The 16,574-nt window shown below is 64.7% G+C and carries 12 protein-coding genes; 5 read left to right on the forward strand and 7 right to left on the reverse strand.

Annotation, left to right across the window (positions count from 1 at the left end; genetic code table 11):
• Positions 1-42: 42 nt before the first annotated feature.
• Genes J5M73_RS13300 through J5M73_RS13315 form a run of 4 tightly spaced genes read right to left on the reverse strand, consistent with a single transcriptional unit; the run spans position 43 to position 4,834 of the window.
• Entirely contained in the window at positions 43-903 is an 861-nt protein-coding gene (locus tag J5M73_RS13300) for an HlyD family secretion protein (protein ID WP_115581645.1), read from the reverse strand.
• Positions 904-913: 10 nt separating this feature from the next.
• Entirely contained in the window at positions 914-1,114 is a 201-nt protein-coding gene (locus tag J5M73_RS13305; protein WP_007930063.1) for a DUF1656 domain-containing protein, read from the reverse strand.
• Positions 1,104-3,311 carry an FUSC family protein gene (locus tag J5M73_RS13310; protein ID WP_207815765.1) on the reverse strand — a complete coding sequence of 736 codons (2,208 nt, stop codon included), beginning with the start codon at positions 3,309-3,311 and terminating at the stop codon, positions 1,104-1,106. The genes J5M73_RS13305 and J5M73_RS13310 overlap by 11 nt, the downstream gene beginning before the upstream one ends.
• Positions 3,312-3,322: 11 nt before the next feature.
• A complete protein-coding gene (locus J5M73_RS13315; RefSeq protein WP_207815766.1) occupies positions 3,323-4,834 on the reverse strand; it encodes an efflux transporter outer membrane subunit in 1,512 nt (503 codons plus the stop codon).
• 266 nt (positions 4,835-5,100) lie between these two features.
• Here J5M73_RS13315 and J5M73_RS13320 point away from each other — a divergent pair, with 266 nt between their 5' ends.
• Both J5M73_RS13320 and J5M73_RS13325 read left to right on the forward strand, forming a co-directional pair.
• On the forward strand, positions 5,101-6,069 hold the full coding sequence (locus J5M73_RS13320; RefSeq protein ID WP_102861226.1) for a LysR family transcriptional regulator: 969 nt from the start codon (positions 5,101-5,103) through the stop codon (positions 6,067-6,069).
• A 193-nt stretch (positions 6,070-6,262) separates the two neighbouring features.
• On the forward strand, positions 6,263-7,237 hold the full coding sequence (locus J5M73_RS13325; protein ID WP_207815767.1) for a D-glycerate dehydrogenase: 975 nt from the start codon (positions 6,263-6,265) through the stop codon (positions 7,235-7,237).
• 90 nt (positions 7,238-7,327) lie between these two features.
• On the opposite strand, the gene J5M73_RS13330 is transcribed toward J5M73_RS13325, so the two are convergent.
• Entirely contained in the window at positions 7,328-8,275 is a 948-nt protein-coding gene (locus J5M73_RS13330) for a DMT family transporter (RefSeq protein ID WP_102861224.1), read from the reverse strand.
• A gap of 156 nt (positions 8,276-8,431) precedes the next feature.
• On the opposite strand from J5M73_RS13330, the gene J5M73_RS13335 reads away from it, so the two are divergent.
• The 3 genes from J5M73_RS13335 to J5M73_RS13345 all read left to right on the forward strand — a co-directional run bounded on the left by J5M73_RS13335 (position 8,432) and on the right by J5M73_RS13345 (position 11,936).
• Positions 8,432-9,307 carry an AraC family transcriptional regulator gene (locus J5M73_RS13335; protein ID WP_207815770.1) on the forward strand — a complete coding sequence of 292 codons (876 nt, stop codon included), beginning with the start codon at positions 8,432-8,434 and terminating at the stop codon, positions 9,305-9,307.
• A gap of 474 nt (positions 9,308-9,781) precedes the next feature.
• Complete coding sequence (locus J5M73_RS13340; protein WP_207815773.1) at positions 9,782-11,056, forward strand: OprD family porin; 1,275 nt, start codon at positions 9,782-9,784, stop codon at positions 11,054-11,056.
• Positions 11,057-11,108: 52 nt separating this feature from the next.
• Positions 11,109-11,936, forward strand: a complete 828-nt coding sequence (locus tag J5M73_RS13345) for a phosphatase PAP2 family protein (RefSeq protein WP_102861221.1) — start codon at positions 11,109-11,111, stop codon at positions 11,934-11,936.
• Positions 11,937-11,970: 34 nt separating this feature from the next.
• Here the strand turns inward: J5M73_RS13345 and J5M73_RS13350 are convergent, their stop codons facing one another.
• Both J5M73_RS13350 and J5M73_RS13355 read right to left on the reverse strand, forming a co-directional pair.
• Positions 11,971-14,409, reverse strand: a complete 2,439-nt coding sequence (locus J5M73_RS13350; RefSeq protein WP_102861220.1) for a TonB-dependent receptor — start codon at positions 14,407-14,409, stop codon at positions 11,971-11,973.
• A gap of 317 nt (positions 14,410-14,726) precedes the next feature.
• A complete protein-coding gene (locus J5M73_RS13355; RefSeq protein ID WP_207815775.1) occupies positions 14,727-16,430 on the reverse strand; it encodes a bifunctional metallophosphatase/5'-nucleotidase in 1,704 nt (567 codons plus the stop codon).
• Positions 16,431-16,574 lie beyond the last annotated feature (144 nt).

Genomic DNA, 16,574 nt, shown 5'->3' on the forward strand with positions numbered 1-16,574 from the left:
CTTGCATCGCCCCTGCCGGCGCTTTCGCTGGCAAGCCAGCTCTTACAGGGGCTCGGGGTTGACGATGACGGTGCAGGTGATGCCCGCCGCCAGCAGCACGCCTTCCGGCACTTCATCGATGTGGATGCGCACCGGCACGCGCTGGGCCAGGCGCACCCAGTTGAAGGTCGGGTTGACGTCGGCGATCAGTTCGCGGCTTTCCGGGTTGTCGCGGTCGTAGATGCCGCGGGAAATGCTTTCCACGTGGCCCTTGAGCACTTCGCCGCTCATCAGTTGCATGTCCGCTTTATCCCCCACGCGCACGTGGGGCAGCTTGGTTTCTTCGAAGAAGCCGTAGACCCAGAACGAGTTCATGTCGACCACCGCCATCTTCGGCTCGCCGATGCGTGCGTAGTCGCCGCGGTGCACGTTGAGGTTAGTGACGTAGCCGTCCACCGCCGCGCGCACCTGGGTGCGTTTGAGGTTGAGCTCCGCCGCTTCCAGCTGCGCCTGGGCGTGCTGGTAGTCGGCCAGGGCCGAGTCGGCGATGTTGCCGGCGTCGTCGCGGTTTTCCTTGGAGATCACCAGGTTGTCCAGGTCGGCACGGCGCTTGGCGTTGACCTTGCGCATCTCCCAGGTGGCCTTCTTCGAGGCCACCAGCGATTGCGCCTGCTTGACCGCGATCTGGTAGTGCTCGGGGTCGATCTGCATCAGCAGATCGCCCTTGTGCACCAGCTGGTTGTCCTTGACCGGCACGTCCACCACTTCACCGGTGACGTCGGCGGCGACGTTGATGATGTCCGCCCGCACCCGGCCGTCACGGGTCCAGGGGGTGTACATGTAGTGCTCCCACAGGGTACGGCCGATCCACAGGGCCAGGGCCAGCACGAGCAGGGTGGCGAGCAGGCTGAAAAACTTTTTCATTGGGCGAATCTCAACGGTAGACAGTGAGCGCCATGGCGCCGAACAGACAGCAGAACAGGCTCAGGCGCAGCAGCGCCGGGTGCCAGAAGAAGCGATACAGGTCATAGCCGGAAATGAACCGGTCCAGGGCCCAGGCCAGGGCCGCGGCGATGAAGAACATCAGGGTCATGGTGGGCATGTAAACGCCGTGGAAGGCGATTTCACGAGGCATGGTCAAGTCCTTGGGGGGCAGGCGCCGCCGGCTTGGCCACGGCATAGGCCGCCAGCGGCGATTGCGGGTCGAGCAGTGAAGTGCGGATGAAGTGCAGGTAGCTCTTGACCCGGCGCAGGGCCGAGGTGTCGAAGTGCGGGGCAAAGGGTTCGTCGGTGGCCTGGACCCGGCTGATGGCGTGGTCCACGGCGATCAGCCCGCGTTCCAGGTTGCTCTGGCTCGGTTGCAGGAACAGCCGCACCAATGAGCGGCCCATGACCCGGATCGCCTGGCGCCACGGCTGGGATTCGGCATAGGCCGGGTGCACCGGGAGGATCGCCTGTTCCTTGCGCAACTCGATGATGGCGTGGCCGACTTCCAGCACCACGAACATCCAGCGCAGCAGTTCGCTCTGCACCTTGGGCTGGCCCACCGCCAGGCCATAGGCCTGGTGCAGCAGGTCGCGGGTGCGGCTCTCGAAACTCGACGCCAGGCCCTTGAGCTTGCCGCTGATGGCGTACACCACCTGGCCGCGCAGGTCCTGCTCCAGGCGCCGCCACAGCCAGCGGCTGTTGGGCGGCAGGATGATCGCCCCGGCCGCGGCGCAGACCAGCATGCCCATGACCATGGCGATGTAGTCGTTGATGAAGGTGTAGGGGTTGTAGACCGTCAGGTTGTCCGGCACCGAGCCGGTGCTGAAGAAGATCAGCAGCCCCAGGCCGACCCCGGCGTACTTGGGCCGCGAGGCGAGGAATGAGCCGAGCACGATCACCGGCGCCAGCATCAGGCACAGCAGCGGGAAGCCGTCGATCCAGGGGAACACGAAGAACATTTCGACGAAGCCCACCAGGGCCCCGATCAAGGTCCCGCAGGCCATCTGGAAGGCCATGCGCTTGGGGTTCGGCGTCGCGGCGGACAGGCCGATGGTGGCGGCGGCGATCAGGGTCATGGTGGCGCCGCTGGGCCAGGCGGTGGCCACCCAGTAGCTGCCCAGCACCACCAGCACAAAGGCCGCGCGGATGCCCGAAGCGGCGCAGGCCAGCCAGTTGGTCTGCGGCGTGTAGGGCTCGTCCCAGCGCTCCCGTTCGTGACTGTGGTCGGCCAGGGATGCGTGGGTCTGGGCGTAGCTGTGCATCTCGTCGACGAAGCGGTACAGCAGCTCGTAGGCGGTGTGGAAATCCAGCTGCTCGGCATCGCTCGGACCGCTCTCCTGGAAGGCCGTGCGCAGGCTGCGCACCCGCGCCGGCAGCTCGCTCTTGTAGGCCGCCAGGGCCGTGGCCAGGCGCCCCGCATCGGGGCTGGTCAGGGCCCGGCCGGAGAAACCGTCAAGCAGTTCTGCCAGGTCCTGCAGGCCCGGTTTGATCGCCGCCACCACATGGTCGGCGCCACTGCTGCGCAGGCGTTCGAGCAACTGGTGCAGGGCGTTGAAACGCGTGGTGATGCCCATGAATTCGCTGTTCAAGCGGCTCAGGCGGCCATTGCGCCGGCGCATGTGCGGGTCTTCGAACACGGTGACGCTGCGCAGCCCTTCCAGGCCCACGGCCTCGGCAATGAAGCGCACGTTGCTGCTTTCAAAGCTGTCGCGCTGGCTGCGCCCGCGCAGGCCGTCGGTGACGAACAGGGCGAACACCCCAAAGCGTTGGTACAGGGCGTTGCGCATGGCGGCGCTGGCGGTCTGCGGCAGGATCGCGGCGCTGACCAGGGTCGAGCAGAGAATCCCCAGGGAGATCTCCAGCACCCGCCACACCGCCGCCATGAAGGCGCCCTCCGGGTGAGCCAGGGCCGGCAGCCCGACCATGGCCGCGGTGTAGCCGGCCAGCACGAAACCGTAGGCGCGAAAGTTGCGGTAGCGCGCGGCACCGGCCGAGCAGATGCCGACCCAGATCGCCAGTGAGCCGAGGAACAGCTCGGTGTTCTGGGCGAACAGGGCGATCAGCGCCACCATCACCGCCGAGCCGGTCAGGGTGCCGAGAAAGCGGTAGAAACTCTTGGCGAACACCTGGCCGCTCTGCGGCTGCATGACGATGAACACGGTGATCATCGCCGTGCGCGGTTGCGGCAACTCCAGGCGCATGGCCAGCCACAGGGTGAGGAACGCGGCGGCCAGGACCTTGAAGATATACACCCAGGTCACGCCGTCGCTGCGCGCCCAGTCGAAGAAACCCCGGCGCCATTCCAGGGAGTACAGCCAGCGCAAAGGGGCGGGCAAGGAAGTCATGAGGGCCTGCTTCAGTGGTCGAACACGGCCAGAGCCGCGGGGGTCTTGGGTGCCTGGGTGCGATTTTCCGCAGGGACGTCACGGCCGGCTTCAAGCCCGCCGCCCAGGGCCGTGACCAGGTCCGCCTGGACGGTCAGGCGCGCGGCCTGCACCTGTTGCTGGATCTGCTGCTGGTGGAACAGCAGGCTCTGGGCGTTGAGCACATTCAGGTAGTCGGTCAGGCCGCGCTGGAAGGCCACGGTGGCGATGTCGTAGGTCTTCTGCGCCGCAGCCACCGACTCGGCGGCGAAGGCCTGCTGCTTGTCCATGGACTCGCGGCGGATCAACTGGTCGGAGATGCTTTTCAGCGCGTCCACCAGGGTCTGGTTGTACCTGGCCACGGCCAGGTCGTAGCCGGCCGCGGCTTCACCCAGTTCCGAGCGCAGCCGCCCGCCGTCGAAGATCGGCAGGCTGATGGCCGGGCCGACGTTGTAGTTGAGTTTCTTGCCGGTGAGGAACTCCAGGGCCCCGCCGCCGGTGGCCATGAAACCGATGCTGCCCACCAGGTCGACATTGGGGTAGAAGCCGGCGTGGGCCACATCGATGCCACGGGCCTGGGCCGCCACTTGCCAGCGGCTGGCGACCACGTCCGGGCGCTGGCCCAGCAGTTCGGCGGGCAGGGCCGAGGGCAGTTTCAGCGCGGCGCCCAGGGACAGGCTCGGTCGCTGCAGTTGCGCGCCCTCCCCCGGGCCCTTGCCGGCCAGGGCCGCCAGTTGATTGCGGGTCAGGGCGATTGCTTCGTCCAGGGCGTCCAGCTGGCGATGGGTTTCCGGCAGCGGCGCCTCGGCCTGGCTGACTTCGAAATGGGTGCCCAGGCCGCCGTCCAGGCGCCGTTGCGCCAGTTCGAGAATCTGGTGCTGCTGCTTCAGGGTGGCGGCGACGATATCGCGCTGGGCGAAGTGCAGGGACAGCTGGATATAGCTGCGCACCACGTTGTTCACCAGTTCCAGCTGGGCCTGGCGGGCTTCGGCCACGCTCATGTGGGCCAGGTCGACGGCGCGCTCGGTGCTGTTGCTTTCCCGGCCCCAGAGGTCCAGGGCATAACTCAAGCCCAGGGCGGCGTTGTTGTCCCAGGTGGTGCTGTTGGCCAGGGCGCCGGGGCCGTAGAACTGATCGGTGGGCCAGTTGTGGCGCTTGAGGGTGGCGTCGCCCTTGATCTGCAGCGACTCGGCGGACTCGGCAATACCGGCCAGGGCCTTGGCCTGACGCACCCGGGCGGCGGCCATGGCCAGGCTCGGACTGTCTTGTACGGCGAGGGTGATCCAGCGGTTCAGCTGCGGGTCGCCATAGGCCTGCCACCACTGGGCACTGGGCCAATGGGCCTCTTGCGCGGCGCTCTTTATCGCCTCGTCGGTGGCCAGTGTATTAGCGGGAAGTGTCTTGCCTTGTGGGGCAATGCCTCCGGTTCCGATGCAGCCGCTGATTGCTAACGATAAAGCCCAAACACTGAGGGTCTTGAACCCTCTGCTGATGCGACGCGGCACTGCTGCGAATTCCTGAAGATCGGGGGGGAGTATTTCTCTCGTAGGCATCGGCTGGCCGGCGCAGCGATACGCCTGCTAAACCGCGTTGCGCGGATCGCCGGCAAACCGGCTCCTACGGATCGGCGCAATTCTAGGGGGCGCCCGTGGCGGCGATAAGGTGGGATTCCTGTGAATCTTTGTTACCGTAAACGCGATAATCCCTTGGTCGCCTATCCAAGCCCCCGTAACTTCGTGTCACAATTTGCCATCTCCCCAGAGAGCACCCCATGGACACTTTGCAAAACATGCGCGCCTTCAGTTGCGTCGCCGAAGCCGGTAGTTTCACCGCCGCGGCCGTGCAACTGGACACCACCACGGCCAACGTCTCGCGCGCAGTCTCCAATCTTGAGGCTCACCTGCAAACCCGACTGCTCAACCGCACCACCCGCCGTATCGCCCTGACCGAAGCCGGCAAGCGCTACCTGCTGCGCTGCGAGCAGATCCTGGCCTACGTCGAAGAAGCCGAGGCCGAGGCCAGCGACGCTCACGCCCGCCCCGCCGGGCAATTGAAAGTGCACACCATGACCGGCATCGGCCAGCACTTCGTGATCGACGCCATCGCCCGCTACCGCAAGACCCACCCGGACGTGACCTTCGACCTGACCCTGGCCAACCGCGTGCCGGACCTGTTGGACGAGGGCTACGACGTGTCCATCGTCCTGGCCAGCGAGCTGCCGGACTCGGGGTTCGTCTCCCAGCGCCTGGGGATCACCTACAGCATCGTCTGCGCCTCCCCGGCCTACGTGAAAGCCAACGGCTGCCCGCACAAACCCAGCGACCTGCTCAACCATGCCTGCCTGCGCCTGGTGAGCCCGGTGATACCGCTTGAGAAGTGGGCTTTCGACGGCCCGGAAGGCCAGGAGATGGTGACCATCAACAGCTCGCCGTTCCTGGTGAACTCCGCCGACGCCATGAAGACCGCGATCATCAGCGGCATGGGAGTGGGTGTGCTGCCGGTGTACGCCGCCATCGAAGGCCTGCGCAACGGCACCCTGGTACGGGTCATGCCCCAGTACCGCTCCCAGGAGTTGAACCTGTACGCCATCTACCCGTCGCGCCAGTACCTGGACGCCAAGATCAAGACCTGGGTCGAATACCTGCGCGGCTCCCTGCCGGAGATCCTCGCCGCGCACCAGGCGGAACTGGCGGCCTATGAACTGAGCGGCAGCCTGAGCGGCGCACGCCTGGCCACCTGAGCCCGCCCCCTTGATCCGGGGGCCTGTAGCCGCGCTGCGCGGGCTCAGCCTGAGCAACGCTCGCCGAACCCTCCAGAGCGGCCACCAGGCCGCCCCTGTGCAAGCCATCGCAGCCTGCGGCAGCGGCTACAAAAAGCCGGTGGGGAATGTTAGCTTGCTTGGCATTCTCTCCCGCCTGATGAGTCTTCCCGCAATGAAAAAGACGGTACTTGCCTTCAGCCGCATCACCCCCGCGATGACCGAACGCCTGCAACAGGACTTCGAGGTCATCGTCCCCAACCCCAAGCTCGGGGACATCGCCGCGCAGTTCAATGAAGCCCTGCCCCAGGCCCACGGCCTGATCGGCGTCGGCCGCAAACTGGGACGCGCACAGCTGGAAAACGCCGCGGAGCTGGAAGTGGTGTCGAGCATCTCGGTGGGCTACGACAACTACGACCTGGACTACTTCAACGAACGCGGGCTGATGCTCACCAACACCCCGGACGTGCTCACCGAAAGCACCGCCGACCTGGCCTTCGCCCTGCTCATGGGCAGCGCTCGCCGGGTGGCCGAGCTGGATGCCTGGACCAAGGCCGGGCAATGGCAGGCCAGCGTCGGCCCGGCACTGTTCGGTTGCGATGTGCACGGCAAGACCCTGGGGATCGTCGGCATGGGCAACATTGGCGCGGCCATCGCCCGCCGTGGGCGTTTGGGCTTCGGCATGCCGATCCTCTACAGCGGCAACAGCCGCAAGACCGCCCTGGAGCAGGAACTGGGGGCGCAGTTCCGCAGCCTGGAGCAACTCTTGGTCGAGGCGGATTTCGTCTGCCTGGTGGTGCCGTTGAGCGAACAGACCCGGCACCTGATCAGCCACCGCGAACTGGCCCTGATGAAACCCAGCGCGATCCTGGTGAACATTTCCCGCGGGCCGGTGGTGGATGAGCCGGCGTTGATCGACGCCTTGCAGAAGGGCCAGATCCGCGGCGCCGGCCTGGATGTGTACGAGAAAGAGCCGTTGGCAGAATCGCCGCTGTTCCAGCTGAAGAACGCGCTGACCCTGCCGCACATCGGCTCGGCCACCCATGAAACCCGTGACGCCATGGCCGAACGCGCCATGCGCAACCTGCGCAGCGCCCTTTTGGGCGAACGCCCGCAGGACCTGGTCAACCCGCAAGTGTGGAAGGGCTGACCACCCACTGCCTATCACCCCCTGTAGCCGCTGCCGAGCCTGCGAGGCTGCGAAAAGGTCCGCAGGACCTTCAGCGATAGCCCGGCAGCATCAGGTCGCCTGGTTTTGCGACGGCTGCGCCGCCGTTCGCAGCCTCGCAAGCTCGGCAGCGGCTACAGAGGCTGGCGCAGCCTTGGGTTTACGGAACACCAGCACGTTGCCCAGCATCACCAGCACCAGTCCGGCCAATGCCGGAGCGGTCCATTGGTAACCTTCGGCAAAGGCCGAGACGTTCAGCGCCACCACCGGGAACAGCACCGTGCAATAGGCCGCCCGTTCCGGGCCCATGCGCCCCACCAGGGTCAGGTAGGCGGTGAAGCCGATCACCGAACCCGGTATCACCAGGTACAGCAGCGAGCCGATGTAGCGGGTGGTCCACTCGACATCGAAGGCGATGCCCTGGGACAGGCAATACACCGCCAGCATCGTCGCGCCGTAGGCCATGCCCCAGGCATTGGTGGTCAGGGGCTTGAGCCCGGCTTTCTGCTGCAGGCTGGAGAGCATGTTGCCCGCCGAGAAACACAGGGTGCCCAGCAGGGCCAGGCCCAGGCCCAGCAGGGTTTGCGGACTGGCGCTGTGGCCTGCCAGTTCCGGCCAGAACAGCAGCCCCAACCCCAGCAAGCCCAGGCCGCCGCCCAGCAGCACGTTGCGGGCGATCTTCTGGCCAAAGAACACTCGCGCATTCAAGGCGTTCCACAAGGTCGCGGTAGAAAACACCACCGCCACCAGGCCGCTGGGAATCCATTGGCTGGCGTGCAGAAAGCACATGAAATTGATGCAGAACAGGCATAGGCCCTGGGCCAGGCAGATCAGGTGGCCACGGCGGTTCATTGGCTGCAGCTTGCGACTGAGCAGCAGCAGGACGAACAGCACCAGGGCCGCCAGGGCGAAGCGATAGACGATGGACACCGGAATCGCCACCACCCCCAGTTGCAGTTTCAGGGCGATCCAGGTGGTGCCCCAGATCAGCACGGTCAACAGGTACAGCGATAGGTTCATGGCGCGACTCCTTTATAAGGCGTGCAGTGTCCCGCCCGCCCGACCTTGGGCGCTTGCATAAACTTGCGCTTTTTATCGGCCCGGGGCTGGCGGCGAACCGGCGAGGGAGTAGCATGCGAACCACCGGAAACCGGACCCCTTGCCGACTCGAACAGCATGCCCGCACTGGATACCCTGCAAGTCTTCCAAGCCTTGAACCGCTCGCCCCATGCTCGCCTGGAGCACAGCGCCGAGCTCGGAGACGGCTTGTCCGCCGCCTTGTGGAGCAACCATCACGACGCCCAGGAATATGAGGCACCCGGCCACCACACCCTGTCCTGCTACCTGGCCGGCGGCACCGGCACCTTTCGCCGCGATCAGCCGGGCAGCAAAGGCGGCCCGGGCAAGCTGTGCATCCTGCCTGCCGAGCACCAGTCGGCCTGGGTGATCAACGGCGATATCCGCCTGGCCCACGTGTACTTCAGCCCCGAACAATTCGCCCTGGGTTGCGTCACCCTGCTGGACCGCGAACCCCGGGCAATGCAACTGCGCGAAAGCACCTTTGTCGATGACCCCGAGCAGACCCGGCGCTTTACGCAACTGGTCCGCCTGAACTGGGACGAGCCCGGCGAGCGCCTGCTCACCAGCAGCCTGGCCCACGAGATGCTCAGCCATGCCCTGCTCAATCAAGTGGGCCTGCGCCAGGGTGCCCGGCTCAAGGGCGGCTTGGCCGCGCACCAGCGCCGCCTGCTGGTGGACTACATCGACAGCCAGCTGGACGCGCCCCTGAGCCTGGGCCAACTGGCGGGGTTGTGTGCGCTGTCGGAGTACCACTTCGCCCGCATGTTCCGCGCCAGCTTCGGCCTGCCGCCCCATCAGTATGTGCTGGCCCGACGCCTGAGCCGGGCCCGGCACCTGCTACGCAGCACTGCCCAGCCCCTGGGGGAGATTGCCCTGGCCTGTGGTTTTGCCAGTGCCAGCCACTTCAACAATCGCTTCCGCCAGGCCCTGGGTGGAACACCGGGGGACTACCGCCTGGCATTCCTGCGCTGAAGTTCGGCTTGATCCTGACCCGCCTCTGTAGGCCCCTTCTTATGCCAAAGTCCGCAACGGCACGCCTGAATAAGTAAGTTACTCAAATTCTTTACCTAAACAGGACAACTCTTACCAAACAATTAACAAACTCCTACGCAGCCCTCTATAAAAGAGCACTTCTAACAAGTACCTGTATGACAAACAAAAACGCAAACAGGTAATTATTTTAAAACTTCAGTTATCACCCCATTCACAGAACTGATGATTCTTGTTTAACCCCAGCCCCAACTTAGTCTTTAGGCCTTGAACCCCCGGTATTACGCAACGATTCAACAAACAGCCACACGCCTTCCCCCCATTAACTTCAACCCCAAAACAGCCACACCCACAACTTCACCCACCCTTCATCAGATTTAAACAAAGCGGCAAAGACTCAACACATCAGCCCCCAATCGCCTTTCTCCTAAAACAACAAAAACAGAGGACGATGAAATGCCTTCAAGACACTGGCCACGACGATGGCTCAACCGCTCTACCCTAATTTGCGCCGGGCTGCTGGCCATCCCGGTAAAAGCCGAACTGCTTGAAGACAGCAGCGCGCGCCTGGAACTGCGCAACTATTACTTCAATCGGGACTATCGCGAAGGCACCGCGCCCACCCGCGAAGAATGGGCACAAGGTTTGCTCCTGCGCCTGGACTCGGGGTTTACCGAGGGCCGCCTGGGTGTGGGTGCCGACGCCATCGGCATGCTCGGCATCAAGCTGGACTCCGCGCCTGGCCGAACCGGCACCGGGCTGCTGAAGGTGGGGCGCGATGGCCGGGCAGAGGATGACTATTGGAAACTGGCCCTGACCGGGAAGCTCAAGGCCAGCAAGACCCTGTTCAAGTTCGGCGCGCTGGTGCCACCGGTACTGCCAACCTTGAAACCCAACGACGGCCGCCTGTTTCCGCAGATTTTCGAAGGCAGGCTGCTGACCTCGAATGAAATCGATGACCTGGAGTTGACCGCCGGGCGCCTGAGCCGGGTCATGCAGCGCAACGCCACGCAGTACACGCCGCTGACCTTGAGCCCCTTGAACCGGCGCTTCCAGGGTCAGGGGGCCACGGCAGAACACTTCGACATGGCGGGCGTCGACTATCGGTTCCACAAGCAATGGCTGGCGCGGGTGCATGTCGCCCAACTGCAGGACATCTACCGCCAGCAGGTCTTCACCCTGGTCAACAAGAGCCCCTGGGGCGCGGGGACGTTCAGCAGCGATCTGCGCTTGAGCCTGATGAACGACTATGGCAATGCCAAAGGCGGCAAGATCGACAACCGCGCTCTGCAGGGGCTGCTCGGCTATGCCTATAAAGGCCACAGCCTTGGCCTGGCTTATCAGCGAATGTTGGGAGACACCGGTTATGCCAACATCCTGGGCGCCGATGCCAACTTGATCAACTTATCGGTACTGGGTGACTTCGCCAATGCCAAGGAACGTTCCTGGGCACTGCGTTATGGCTATGACTTCGCCAACCTGGGTTTGCCGGGACTGAGTATCAACAGCCGCTATATATCCGGCAGCCATGCAGAAATCACCGGAACCCGAACCATTGGCAAGTCATGGGAGTTGGATAACGAACTGCGTTATGTCGTGCAACAAGGCCCACTGAAAAACTTGAGTGTGCGCCTGCGCACCGCACACTATCGCTCCAACTATGCCAAGAACTTCATTCGCGACACCGATGATACACGGCTGATGTTCAATTACGCCTGGAACATCAAGTAACCCAATAAGCAGAACCCATGTAGCGAATCAAACTCCTAGAGGTGATATCCACATGCAACGCCTACTATCGAACTGTTTGGCCGGTCTATTGTTTTCAAGTCTGATCCACAGCGCCGCAGCCAAACAAACCAGCCAAGCGGAAAACGTCCCGGAGTTCCGACCGGGTTACTTGATCGGTTATCTGAAACAGCAGGATCTGCCCAATAGTCTGTCGCTGTTACCACCACCTCCTGCGGTGGGCACGCCAGCCTTCGCGCTGGACCAGAGCATGGCTGAAAAAAGCCAGGCCTTGCGTGGCAGCAAACGCTGGGCGTTGGCCATCAGCGATGCCAACCTGAAATTCCCCGCCGCCGCAGAGACGTTTTCCTGTGCGCTGAATGCGCCCATCAGCGAACAGCAGACACCTGCGCTGTACAGAGTCTTGCGCCGGACCCTGACCGATGCCGGGCTGGCCACCTATAGCGCAAAGAAGCGCTACCAGCGCCCCCGGCCCTTCGTCTACAACCAGCAGCCCAGTTGCACCCCGGAAGATGAAGCCAAGCTGGCCGCGGATGGTTCCTACCCATCGGGCCACAGCGCCATCGGCTGGGCCTGGGCGCTGCTGTTGAGCGAACTGGCCCCCGAGTACGGCAACGCGCTCTGGGCCCGTGGCCGGGCCTATTCGGAAAGCCGCATGGTGTGCAACGTGCACTGGTACAGCGACGTCCGTGAAGGCCGCGAGATTGGCGCGACCACCGTGGCACGCTTGCACACCGATCCAACCTTCCAGGCCGACTTCGCCGTCGCCCGGCAAGAGCTGCTGGCCGTTCGCGCCAAGGGCCTGACTGCCGGCGGCGACTGTGCGGCGCAAGCGCAAGCCCTGGCACTGGGCGCCGACTAAGGCGCCACGGCCAGGCCCGGGATCAGGGTGCTCATCAGAACTCCAGGGTGCTGGACAGCGACACCTGGCGGGCATCACCCATGGATACGAAGAACTTGCTGGCCGACGAGGTGTAGTAGGTCTTGTCGAACAGGTTCTTCACGTTGAGCTGGAACTTGACCTTCTGCCCTTCGACCCGGGTGTCGTAGGTGGCGAAGGCATCGGCCACGGTGTAGCCCGGCAGGTCGAAGCTGTTGGGCGCATCCCCGGCGCGCTCGCCGACATAACGGGCCCCGGCGCCGACGCGCAGGCGGTCGCCACCGATCAGGCTGCCAAAGTCGTAGACCGCCGACAGCGAGCCGGTGTTCTTGGCCACGTTCTGCAGTTGCTTGCCCTTGTACTGGGTGTCCTTGGTCACTTCGGTGTCGGTGTAGGCGTAGCTGCCGATCAGGCTCCACTGATCGGTGAGCTGCCCGGTCAGGTCCAGTTCCAGGCCCTGGGAATGTACTTCGCCGGCGACGCTGGTGACCGTCTCGGTAGCGGTGGCGGTGGTCACCAGCACATTGCGCTTGGTGATATCGAACAGCGCCGCGCTGGCGGTGATGCGCCCAGGGATGTCGAGCTTGGCCCCCAGCTCCCAGGACTTGGCTTCTTCCGGGGCGATGGAGCCGTCGAGCACCGCGCTGCCACCGGCCAGATCGGCGATGCTGGAGTTCGGCTTGAACGACTCGGTGTAGCTGCCGTAGAGCGACAACTGGTCGGTGTAGCGATACACCAGCCCGGCCCGCGGCACGAATTTCTGTCCGTTGCTGTTGGTATTGACCCGGAACGGCCGGCCCTTGCCGGCGTACTGGTCGTATTCCTGGAAACGTCCGCCGCCCACCAGAATCCACTGGTCGGTAAGGTGGATGGCGTCCTGGAAAAACAGCGAGTCGCTGCGCAACAGGTCGGTCTGCGCACTGTCGTTGGCGCTGACTGTGGTTCCGGCCACTTCCCGGCCGTAGACCGGGTTCAGGTAGTTGAAGGTGGTCCGGCTTTTCTGCCGGATCAGGTCGGCGCGGTAGATCTTGCGGTACTCATCATCCAGGCCAAACACCAGATCGTGGCGCATGCCGCCCAGTTGCACCTGGCCTTCCAGGCTGACGGTGGCGTAGCGGTCGGTGGTCAGGGCGTCCTGGGTGCCGTCCATGGCCCGGGTCAGGGTGCCGTTGGCATTTACCGCGGTCAGGCGCACCTGGCTGGCGTCGTAGGTCTCGCGGTTCCAGCTGTAGCCGAAGTGGGCCTTCCAGTCGTCGCTGAGCTCGTGGTCGACTTCAAAGCGATACAGGTCCGAGCGCCCTTCCATGTTGTTGAACGGCTCGTCCAGGCGTCGGGTGGCCGGGATGTCCAGCGGGTGGTTGGTCTTGGGATCGATGGCGGTGCCACGGTCGAAGGGGGTCAGGAACTCGCGGTGCTCATAGGCCAGCAGTACCTTGGTGCGCTCGCCGTACCAGGCCAGGGACGGCGCCACCAGGGATTCGCGATGGGTGCCGAAGTTGCGCCAGTAGTCTTCGTCCTCATGGTCGACGATCAAGCGGTAGGCCAGCCCGGAATCACCCAGCGGCCCCGTGGTGTCGAGGCTGCCGCCGCTGCCGTTCTTGCCCGAGCCGTAGGTCGAGCCACGCACGGTCAGGGCCGTGGACTGCTGCAGTTCAGGCTTCTTGCTGACAATGTTGATGACCCCGCCCGGGTCCTGGATGCCGTACAGCAGAGACGACGGGCCCTTGAGCACTTCCACCCGGTCCGCCGTGGCATTCAGCGCCCGGCCCTGCACCACCGGCATGCTGTCGCGCATGATCGAGCCGTTGCGGTTGTCACCGAAGCCGCGCAGCAGTACCGCATCCTGGGTGCCGCCCAGGGTGTTGGTCTGGGTGATGCCGCTGACGTTCTTCAGGGCATCGTCCAGATTGCGCGGGGTCTGGTCCCGCAGCACTTGGGCTGGAACCACGTTGATGATCTGCGGGATTTCCTGGTTCAGCGCCTGGGAACGGGCCACCGAAGTGGTGGCCGGCGGCTGGTAGCTGGTGCTGTCGTCGAGGCCCGGGGTGGTGATGCTGGTGGCCCCCAGGTTCAGTGCGCCACTGCTGGGCAAGGGTTCCAGGACCAGGGTGTGCGCGTCGCTGCGCCGGTAGGTGAAGCCGGAACCGCCCAGCAGACGCTGCAGGGCCTGTTCGGCGCTGAAGGGGCCGCTGAGGGCCGGTGCCTTGAACGCGTAAGGCGCTTCGTCGGTGTAGACCACGCTGATCCCGGTGACCCGGGTGAAATCGCTGAGGGCCTGGGGCAGCGGCTTGGCCACGATGGCAAAGTTGAACAGCGCACCGTGTTGCGCACTGCCGGCCTCGGCCGCCTGCGCCACGCTCAGGGGCAGCCATGCCAACCCCGACACCACCAGCGCCGAAGCGCCGAACCACCGTTTGACCGAAGCGTTTGCCGCCGAATGTGCCCTGGACTTCATGCTTGAGACTCGCGTGTAAAAAAGCCATGAATGCGAATTAGTCGCACTTTCAAGCACTACACGTGGCTCGAACGCAAAGACCTCACCTGTTTTTTGAAAATATTTTCACGACGGCGAAAACGCCCCTCCCGGCCCGATGCATCCCCTATAGCCGCTGGCGCAGGCGGCGAACGGGCTGGGCGGTATTCCGACGAAGCGGTCGCGGCGGTCTTGAGGCCGCTGCTGGCTTGGCGGGAGATCGCCAAGCAAGGTCCTGCGGACCTTTTCGCAGCCTCGCAGGCTCGGCAGCGGCTACAAGGATCGGGACGCTTCTGGTGTCAGTTGAGGCGCTGGATACGCCCGGCGCTGCTGCTGGAGCCCACAGGCCGGCCCTGCTGGTCCATGGCCTTGAGGTACTGCAGCATCGCGTCCAGGTCGCTGAGCCCGAGGTCGCTGCGGTTGCCCCCGCTCTTGAACAGGCTGAAACGGTCGCCGCCATCGGCCAGGAAACCATTCATCACCAGCCGGTAGCTGCGGTCGGCCTGCAGTGGCTGGCCATCGAGACGCACACTGCCCGGCACCACGCGGCTGTCCAGCGGACGCTTGGCGTCCCAGCGGTAGCTGAAGCCCTGGGACACTTGCAGGATGTTGGCATCCTCCGCGCCCTTCCATTGCTGGTTGAGCACCTGTTCGATCTGCCGCCCCGTGAGATCGAAGGCGATCAGGTTGTTGTTGAACGGTTGCAAGGTCGCCAGTTGCCCGTAGTTCACCTGGGTCTGCCCCGGCTCCAGGGCCAGATCGCTGCGAATGCCGCCGGTATTCATGAAGGCGATTTGCGCACCGTTGGCCCGGCCACCCGCCAGATGGGCGTCGGCGATCAGGTCGCCGATGGGCATTTCCCCGGCGTTGTCGGCGCGCCGGGCAATCGGCGAGGCGGCAATCGCCCCTACCGGCTGGAGCAGCACCTGATTGCTGCGGGCCTCGACCTCCTGTTGCAGCTTCGCCAAGTCCTGGTCCTGTGGATAACGGGCCGGATCGGCCAGCAGGTTAAGGGCCTGGATGCTCGTCACCCGGTGCTGGCCCGGGGTCACTTGCAGGGTCAGGTGGGTCAACAGATGGCCGTAGGCATTGCCCTGGGTCACCAGCAATGGCCCGACCTTGCACAGGTAGCCCTGGTGCGAGTGAGCGCTGATCAACACGTCCACCGCCGGGTCCAGGCGCTTGGCCACGTCGACAATATCGCCACTCAACTGCGAGCAGTCCTGCTGGTCGAACGGTTCCGGGGTCGCGCCCCCCTGGTGCACCACGGCGACGATGGCGTTGACCCCCTTGGCGTTGAGTTCGGGAATCAGCCGGTTGATGGCGTCGGCTTCATCGGCCACCTGCAAACCGCGCATGCCCTTGGCGCTGACCACCGAAGACACGTCCCGCAGCACCGCGCCGACGAAGGCCACCTTGACCCCGCGCACCTCTTCGATGCGGTAGGCCGGCAACAGCGGCTGGCCGGTGTCGCTGTCCAGCAGGTTGGCCGCCAGGTAGGGGAAGCCGCTGCCGGGGTAGTTCGGGCGGAACTGGCAGGCCTTGTCCGGCCGCGATGACTGGCAGCCGCCATTGAGCTGGCGCAGGAACTCGGCCTTGCCGTTGTCCAGTTCGTGGTTGCCGATGGCGCTGAGTTTCATGTCCATGCGGCGCAGGGCTTCCAGGGTCGGCTCGTCGGCCCACATGGCCGACAGCGGCGGGCTGCCGCCCACCAGGTCACCGGCGCCGATGAACAGCAGTTGCGGGTCCTGCTGGCGCAGCTGGGTGAGCATGCCGCCCAGGGTGGCGATACCGCCGGCCGCAAGCTTGCGCACTCCGCCCGGGGCCTGGGGGTCCTTGTAGCTGAAGGGGTTGGCCTGCAAATAGCCGTGCAAGTCGTTGATGGCGACGATGTTCACCGCCACCGGTTGCGGCTCGCGCGGCAGCGAGCTGCAACCGGCCAGGGTGACCAGGGCCAGGGTCAGTGCACCCAGCAAACGGGGCATGGGACGAAGACGGGACATGAAAGAAATCCTTGGCAGATCAGCAAAAAAAAGGCCGCTGACACAGGCCTGGATCGGACAGAGACGAGCGCTGGGGAACAGCGCTCGCCGTCGATCGTCCGAACGCGGCCCGAGCCTGCGGCAGCGGCTACAGGTCACGTCAGG

This window comes from Pseudomonas sp. 50_B (genome assembly GCF_017491625.1).
GTDB classification, from domain to species: domain Bacteria; phylum Pseudomonadota; class Gammaproteobacteria; order Pseudomonadales; family Pseudomonadaceae; genus Aquipseudomonas; species Aquipseudomonas danubii.

Coding starts and splice junctions, on each gene's coding strand:
- J5M73_RS13300 (WP_115581645.1), bottom strand. CDS start 903: ATGAAAAAGTTTTTCAGCCTGCTCGCCACCCTGCTCGTGCTGGCCCTG.
- J5M73_RS13305 (WP_007930063.1), bottom strand. CDS start 1,114: ATGCCTCGTGAAATCGCCTTCCACGGCGTTTACATGCCCACCATGACC.
- J5M73_RS13310 (WP_207815765.1), bottom strand. CDS start 3,311: ATGACTTCCTTGCCCGCCCCTTTGCGCTGGCTGTACTCCCTGGAATGG.
- J5M73_RS13320 (WP_102861226.1), top strand. CDS start 5,101: ATGGACACTTTGCAAAACATGCGCGCCTTCAGTTGCGTCGCCGAAGCC.
- J5M73_RS13325 (WP_207815767.1), top strand. CDS start 6,263: ATGAAAAAGACGGTACTTGCCTTCAGCCGCATCACCCCCGCGATGACC.
- J5M73_RS13330 (WP_102861224.1), bottom strand. CDS start 8,275: ATGAACCTATCGCTGTACCTGTTGACCGTGCTGATCTGGGGCACCACC.
- J5M73_RS13335 (WP_207815770.1), top strand. CDS start 8,432: ATGCCCGCACTGGATACCCTGCAAGTCTTCCAAGCCTTGAACCGCTCG.
- J5M73_RS13340 (WP_207815773.1), top strand. CDS start 9,782: ATGCCTTCAAGACACTGGCCACGACGATGGCTCAACCGCTCTACCCTA.
- J5M73_RS13345 (WP_102861221.1), top strand. CDS start 11,109: ATGCAACGCCTACTATCGAACTGTTTGGCCGGTCTATTGTTTTCAAGT.
- J5M73_RS13350 (WP_102861220.1), bottom strand. CDS start 14,409: ATGAAGTCCAGGGCACATTCGGCGGCAAACGCTTCGGTCAAACGGTGG.
- J5M73_RS13355 (WP_207815775.1), bottom strand. CDS start 16,430: ATGTCCCGTCTTCGTCCCATGCCCCGTTTGCTGGGTGCACTGACCCTG.